Source organism: Aquimarina muelleri DSM 19832 (assembly GCF_000430665.1).
Lineage (GTDB): Bacteria > Bacteroidota > Bacteroidia > Flavobacteriales > Flavobacteriaceae > Aquimarina > Aquimarina muelleri.
In genome coordinates this window covers 35,564-42,057 of sequence record NZ_AUML01000041.1, presented here as the reverse complement: position 1 = coordinate 42,057, position 6,494 = coordinate 35,564, and the positions used below count along the sequence as shown (strand labels likewise).

The 6,494-nt window shown below is 33.9% G+C and carries 4 protein-coding genes; all 4 read left to right on the top strand.

Translation table 11 applies throughout. The features are described from left to right. Positions 1-843, top strand: an 843-nt coding sequence (locus tag H527_RS24715; protein WP_051316817.1) for a collagen-like protein, incomplete at its 5' end; no start/stop codon positions are given. A gap of 100 nt (positions 844-943) precedes the next feature. Further along, entirely contained in the window at positions 944-1,573 is a 630-nt protein-coding gene (locus H527_RS0115755) for a hypothetical protein (protein ID WP_051316816.1), read from the top strand. 1 nt (position 1,574) lies between these two features. Then, positions 1,575-4,928 carry a beta strand repeat-containing protein gene (locus tag H527_RS0115750; RefSeq protein WP_051316815.1) on the top strand — a complete coding sequence of 1,118 codons (3,354 nt, stop codon included), beginning with the start codon at positions 1,575-1,577 and terminating at the stop codon, positions 4,926-4,928. A gap of 332 nt (positions 4,929-5,260) precedes the next feature. Beyond that, positions 5,261-6,406 (top strand): T9SS type B sorting domain-containing protein, encoded by a 1,146-nt coding sequence (locus tag H527_RS0115745; protein ID WP_027413586.1) that lies wholly within the window; start codon positions 5,261-5,263, stop codon positions 6,404-6,406. Positions 6,407-6,494 lie beyond the last annotated feature (88 nt).

The following is a 6,494-nucleotide window of genomic DNA, read 5'->3' as shown; positions in this document are numbered from 1 at the left end:
ACAGGATTCACTGGTGCAACAGGTAGAACCGGATTTACAGGACGTACAGGATTCACTGGCGCAACAGGTAGAACAGGATTCACAGGTCGTACAGGATTTACTGGTGCAACGGGTAGAAATGGATTTACAGGTCGTACAGGATTCACTGGCGCAACGGGTAGAACTGGATTCACAGGTCGTACAGGATTTACTGGCGCAACAGGTAGAACTGGATTTACTGGTGCAACAGGACCTAGCTATATCGAAAGCGTGACGAACACAATATCTGGAAATAGAATTGCAACAGTAAACTTTACTGGAGGAACCGTGGTTGATGTTAATGAAACTATAACCAATTTAAACCAAAACACAACAACTGGTGTTATAACTTATACTAATGAAAATACACCAGCTGATACACAAACAGCTAACGTAGTAAGTACTAATGCTAATAATCAAATTAGTGTGGGAACTGATGGAGGTGCATTCTTAAACATTCCTGTAGTATATGCTGCTGGAAAAGTCAATGCAAATGGAACAGTCAATACTGGAGCTATTTATAATGCAACAGTAACAAAAGTGACAACAAATAATGGTACTGGTGGAGGAACTGAAGGAGATTATCAAATAACATTTACCACCCCTTTACCTAATGCTAATTATGTAATACAATTAACTATCGCTGATTGTGGTGGTGATTGCCCTGGTAACTCAACAGCTAACTATGACGATCCTGGAATTACATATTATACGCAAACAACTGGTGGTTTCTTTGTAAATATTAAAGATAGTGACAATGGTACTAATCAAGGAGATGATATTGATCTTGACTTTATGTTTACAGTAATTAGATTGCCTAACTAATAATATATAATTATAAAAAACTATATTTATGAGTATCTAAAAAAAGAGATGGATAATTGTAATGGAATACAACTGAATAAATCTCTTTTAAAACTTTACCATGAAAAAGTTTATATTTCTTTTATTAATAAATATTATACACATATCATCCTATAGCCAGATTGATGCAGATTCTGTTATCGGATTGCCAACAGCTACAGATTTAACTCAAATAAATGCAATTGCAAGCCCACAAATTGGCTCTGTTGTTTTTAACTTAGGAGATCAAGAAATATATCGTTATACATCTACAGGATGGCAAAGAGCAACAGATGATCAAAATGCTTCTGAAGTAAATATCGTTACTCCTACAGATTTAGATGGAGATGCTATAAATGAAACAACTGTAGAAGGAATGATCCAATCTATTGCTCCGATCACCTCTAAAGCTGCTAGAATATTCTACCCGCCCTCTATTGCGATTGACGCATCTACTATAGGAACAGGAAGAACTGTTGATTTATATAACGAATACATAACACAATTTGGGACTCCTACCGCGGCAAGCACTGGGGCTCCTGCCGTTATACCAACATATACAAGAACAGAACTCTATTATTATGTTACTTTTGCAGACCCTACTGTATTCAACAATATTAGTATTGCTGCTAATGGAGTAATGACTTATGATATTATTGCAACTCCTGCAACTTACAATTCCTTAATTAATGTAGTTTTTGTTGTTCAATAATATGAAAATAAAAGATATTTATACCACTAATTTCTCTATACAAAAAATACTTTTTGTTATAGGGCTCTTATATTCTTCTATATATAATCTATCTGCACAATCTATAGTTTCGGTTGAAGTTGTATGGCCAAGTTATGCAGAAGAAAATCTAGTGCAAATAAGAGATGCTGCAAACACTACTATTTTTTACCAAGATTGTGTTCCTGGTAATTGTTTTGTTGATACAAGTGCAAATCTTGCGTATACCAATGCTGGTTCTGTAGCACTACCTGCCGGAAATTATCAATTACTCAAAGGAGATAGATTTCAAGATGGTTGGCAAGGAGCAGCAACAGTAAGAATATTTGTAGATGGCGTGCTACTATTTACAGATACTTTCCCTGCAGGGTATATTGAATATGTACCATTTACGGTTACAGATACAGGAGTGAATTTTAATCCTCCGCTTACTTTATATGATGAATTCGATGGTAATTTTGACTATGCAGTTACAGGTGCTTCTTTTAGAAATCAACCTGATGGAGTAAACCCTTGTTCTATAACCACAACCTCTACTGCTAATGGGTTAACTTCTCCTATCCCTCCTACTGCTACTATACAAAAAGCATATTTATTTTGGGCACAATCCAACTACCAAAGAGACGATCAAATTACGTTTGAAGGGCAATTGGTAACTCCTAATTTAATTAATTCTTATTTACTCGGAAATTCCAGCTATTTTGGAATGGTAAGTGATGTTACAACTTTAGTTTCTACAATCCCAAACCCATCCACCAATGTTTATGACTTTACTAACTTATCTATAAATAATACAGGTAGTTATTGTGCCGGAACTACAGTTATTGGCGCATGGAGTCTTATTATTTTTTATTCTGACCCCTCTCTTTCTGCTTCTACTATCAATATATATAATGGGTTTAATGGTCTTCAAGACCCTACTGGAACAGATCCTCCAAAAAGTTTTCTATTAGATAATTTTTTTGATAACGGTTCTTCTGGTGCTAAAACTACTATTCTATCTTGGGAAGGAGATATTCCTTTAGCTAATAATGAACAACTTACCGTAACCCCTACTTCTACTGGTATTCCTACAAAATTATCGGGAGATGGTGACAATAATGGAACTACTATTAACAACCCTTTTAACTCTACGGTATTTGATGGAACAACTGGAGTAAACAGAATCGAATATGGTTTAGACTTAGACACATATGACATTACAGCTATAATACCCATTGGTGAAACTTCTTTAACCACAAATGTGGACGTAGGACAAGATTTAGTGATTTTAAATTCTGTAGTTTTAAAAGTGCCTAGTAATTTAATAAAAGGTGTTGTTTTTGAAGATATTAATTACCCTGGAGGCTCTGGTCGGAATTTAAGTTTATCCTCAGGAACACCTTTAGAAAATGTAACCGTTGAATTATACAATAGCTCGAATATTCTAGAAAAAACTACTACTACAGATAGTAATGGAGAGTATTTATTTGGAGGAATGATTAATGGAACTTTTAGCATAAGAGTAGTTAACAATACTATAAGATCTACCAGAGGAGGTGGATCTACATGTACTACTTGTATTCCAATACAAACATTTAGAAAAAACTATTTAGGAGGCACACTTACTGAAGTTACTACTGAAGTAGGAGGAGCTAATCCTAATAGCCAAGATGTATCTTCTGGAACCCTTTCGGGGGCTCAAACAGTATCCTCGGTTAGTATATTGAATGAAGGACCAACACATATTGATTTCGGTTTTAATTTTAATACGATTGTCAATACAAATACAAATGGTCAAGGTTCTTTACAGCAATTTATCATTAATTCTAATAATTTAGATAACACTGGGCTGGATATTGAGCCACACCCCAATAATACTTCCTTAGATCCTGCTTCAGGAGAAGATGTTTCTATTTTTATGATTCCGTCTAATCCTGATCCCTTAGGCAGAACTGCAGATACTAATTTTGTTGGCGGCATATTTTCAATCACTCAAACCACACAATTATCTGCGATTACAGATACAGATACATTCATAGATGGCAGAACACAAACTGCATATTCTGGAAATACAAATACAGGTACAGTTGGCTCAGGAGGAACTAATGTAGGGGTTTCTGCTACAGTATTACCAAATTATAACCAGCCAGAAATTCAAATTAACGGTTCTACTTCTGGTGATTTATTTAGAATACAAGGCAATGGTGCAACAATAAGAAATATGGCTATTTATGCTAATGGTAATATAGGCATCCAAAACACCGCAGGTTCTATTGCTAAACCTACTGTTATTACTGAAAACTTAATTGGTGTTAATGCTAATGGAGTTCTAAGTACCAGACTTACCACCGGAGTGAGAGTTTCAGCAACTGCTGTTTCTGAAATCAAAAACAATTATATATCTCAAAATGGCGCTAATGGTATTTCGATAGAAGGAGGTACTTCAACAGTCATACAATACAATGATATAGAAAACAATGGAAATAACACTTGTGCTGATGGCATTGCTTTATCTAACGGCACAGGAATACAAATTCAACACAACCTAATTAACAATACTGCTGCAATTGGGATAGATGGATGGAATTATCCAGGAGGAGTTACTATAAACGAAAATACAATTACAAACTCTGGTCAAAATGGAGGAATCTGCTCTGGAGTTATCGAAAATAATGGAATACGACTGTTCGGAAGTAATTCTTCAATGATTTCAAATATTATAGCAAACAATGGAGGTGCAGGTCTTGTGTTAACAGGAGGTAATACTTCTGGGAATTTAATTTCTCAAAACTCGATATATAACAACGGTACCTCTTCCCCTGCTTTAGGTATAGATATTGATCAATCTACTACAGGAAACCCTGTAGGCGACGGTGTAACCATAAATGACAATAATGATATAGATAATGGACCAAATGGCAGCCTTAATTTTCCTGTTTTTGAATCTGCCGTTACTTCAGGCACAACTTTAAAGGTAGTTGGCTGGGTAAGACCTGGTGCTACCGTAGAGTTTTTTTTAACAGATACTAATCAAGGTACAGCCAACGTTGGAGATAATCAATTAGGACTAACCCAAGATTATGGCGAAGGTCAAATCTTTTTAGGCTCTGCCATAGAAGGAAGTGGTGCTGATGTAGATGCAACAACTTCATCATACATAGACGCTGATGGTAATACAGATACTACTAATAGATTTAATTTTACTATAAATTTAAGTTCTTCTATACCAACAGGGAGTATCATAACAGCTACAGCTACAGTTGTTAACTCAACATCTGAATTTGGAAATACTTTTCCTGTAGGTGCTGCAACTGTTATTACAAATAGAAAAATCACATATCGTGTAAATAGGTAACCTGAAGATGTAATATAAAACTTATGTAAAATGGCCACAATAATAATTTTTAAGAAAAAATTCACAAAAAACTATAATTTCTGTACCAGTTGTTAATACTAATTTAAAATTTGCAGACAATAATATATACTTAGTATATTTAGAGTTCCTAATACACATTTTTACTAGTATGTATGTTTTTTACAAAAAACACTTTATCTAAGTTAAGATGTATTTTATCGATATTTAAGTGCTTTTTAGCGTAAAAATATATTGACATATTATTAAAATCAATATATTTGCCGCAATATATATACTGTAAAACCGTAAAATAGTATTACCCCAATATACTTATGGATAGAATAATTTTTATATTTATATGTTTCCTCTCTCAAATTACAATAGCTCAACAGGCATTTCATAACTTTGGAGATATCCAAATCCACAACCAAGGTCAGATTGGTTTTCATACAGATCTAATAAACGATGGTACATTTGATCAAAATGTAGGATTAACAGGCTTTTACAATTCTATAGGCAATCTAACTGTATCAGGGAAAAATCGTCCTATATTTTATGATATGGAAATTGATGTAGCAGAAGATTTATTTCTTGAAATTGCTGTTGGAGTTACTAATTTTCAAGAATTTATTAATGGACGAGTGCAAACACCAAGAAACCGAAATAAAGTTTCTTTGGATTATATAAATGACTCCCCCTATTTAGGTGAAAATGATGATAGATATGTAGATGGTTATTCTTCTATTACTGGAGTGTTAGATTTCACATTTCCAATTGGGGATGATTTTAGATTACGACCAATGCGTATTGACACACAAGCAGCTACAAATACAGCTCGTGGTGCTTATTTTTTTGAAAACCCTAATTTCCCTAATTTTTTCTCTAGTAGTTTTGATACCACTAATTTTAGTAACGTATTATTCGGTGTAAGTTCTTTTGAATTTTGGGATTTAGACGGAGACACAGAAACTCGTGTCACACTAACATGGGATGACAATAGTAATATCCCTACACTTGTAGATGATTTAAAAAACCTTAGAGTTGTTGGCTGGGATAAAAGCTTAAAACAATGGGTTAGTTTAGGAAACTCTTCTACATCTGGAGATTTAAATAATGGTGAAATTACCTCAGAGTTAATGTTACCCGATAATTATACTGTTATTACGTTTGGAACTTCGGATATTTTATTAGACGGAGATCTTCAAATATTTACAGCTGTTTCTCCTAATGGAGATGGTAACAATGATACTTTTATTATTCAAGGTATTGCACAATACCCAAATAACGAACTATCCATTTTTAACAGATGGGGTGTCGAGGTATATAACAAAAAAGGATATGATAATTCTTGGGCAGGAGTATCGGAAGGAAGAGCAACTATTGCAAGAAATGAAACATTGCCTGTAGGAACTTATTATTATGTTTTAAAAATTGAAGGACAAAAAGATCGTGCTGGATATCTATATATTAATAAATAAAAATATTTTTTGAACTTTAATTGTATCAATAACACATCTAAATAACGTTAAGAACGAAAACATCTAAAAAAAAGGAAAACACCACACA

Coding starts and splice junctions, on each gene's coding strand:
- H527_RS0115755 (WP_051316816.1), top strand. CDS start 944: ATGAAAAAGTTTATATTTCTTTTATTAATAAATATTATACACATATCA.
- H527_RS0115750 (WP_051316815.1), top strand. CDS start 1,575: ATGAAAATAAAAGATATTTATACCACTAATTTCTCTATACAAAAAATA.
- H527_RS0115745 (WP_027413586.1), top strand. CDS start 5,261: ATGGATAGAATAATTTTTATATTTATATGTTTCCTCTCTCAAATTACA.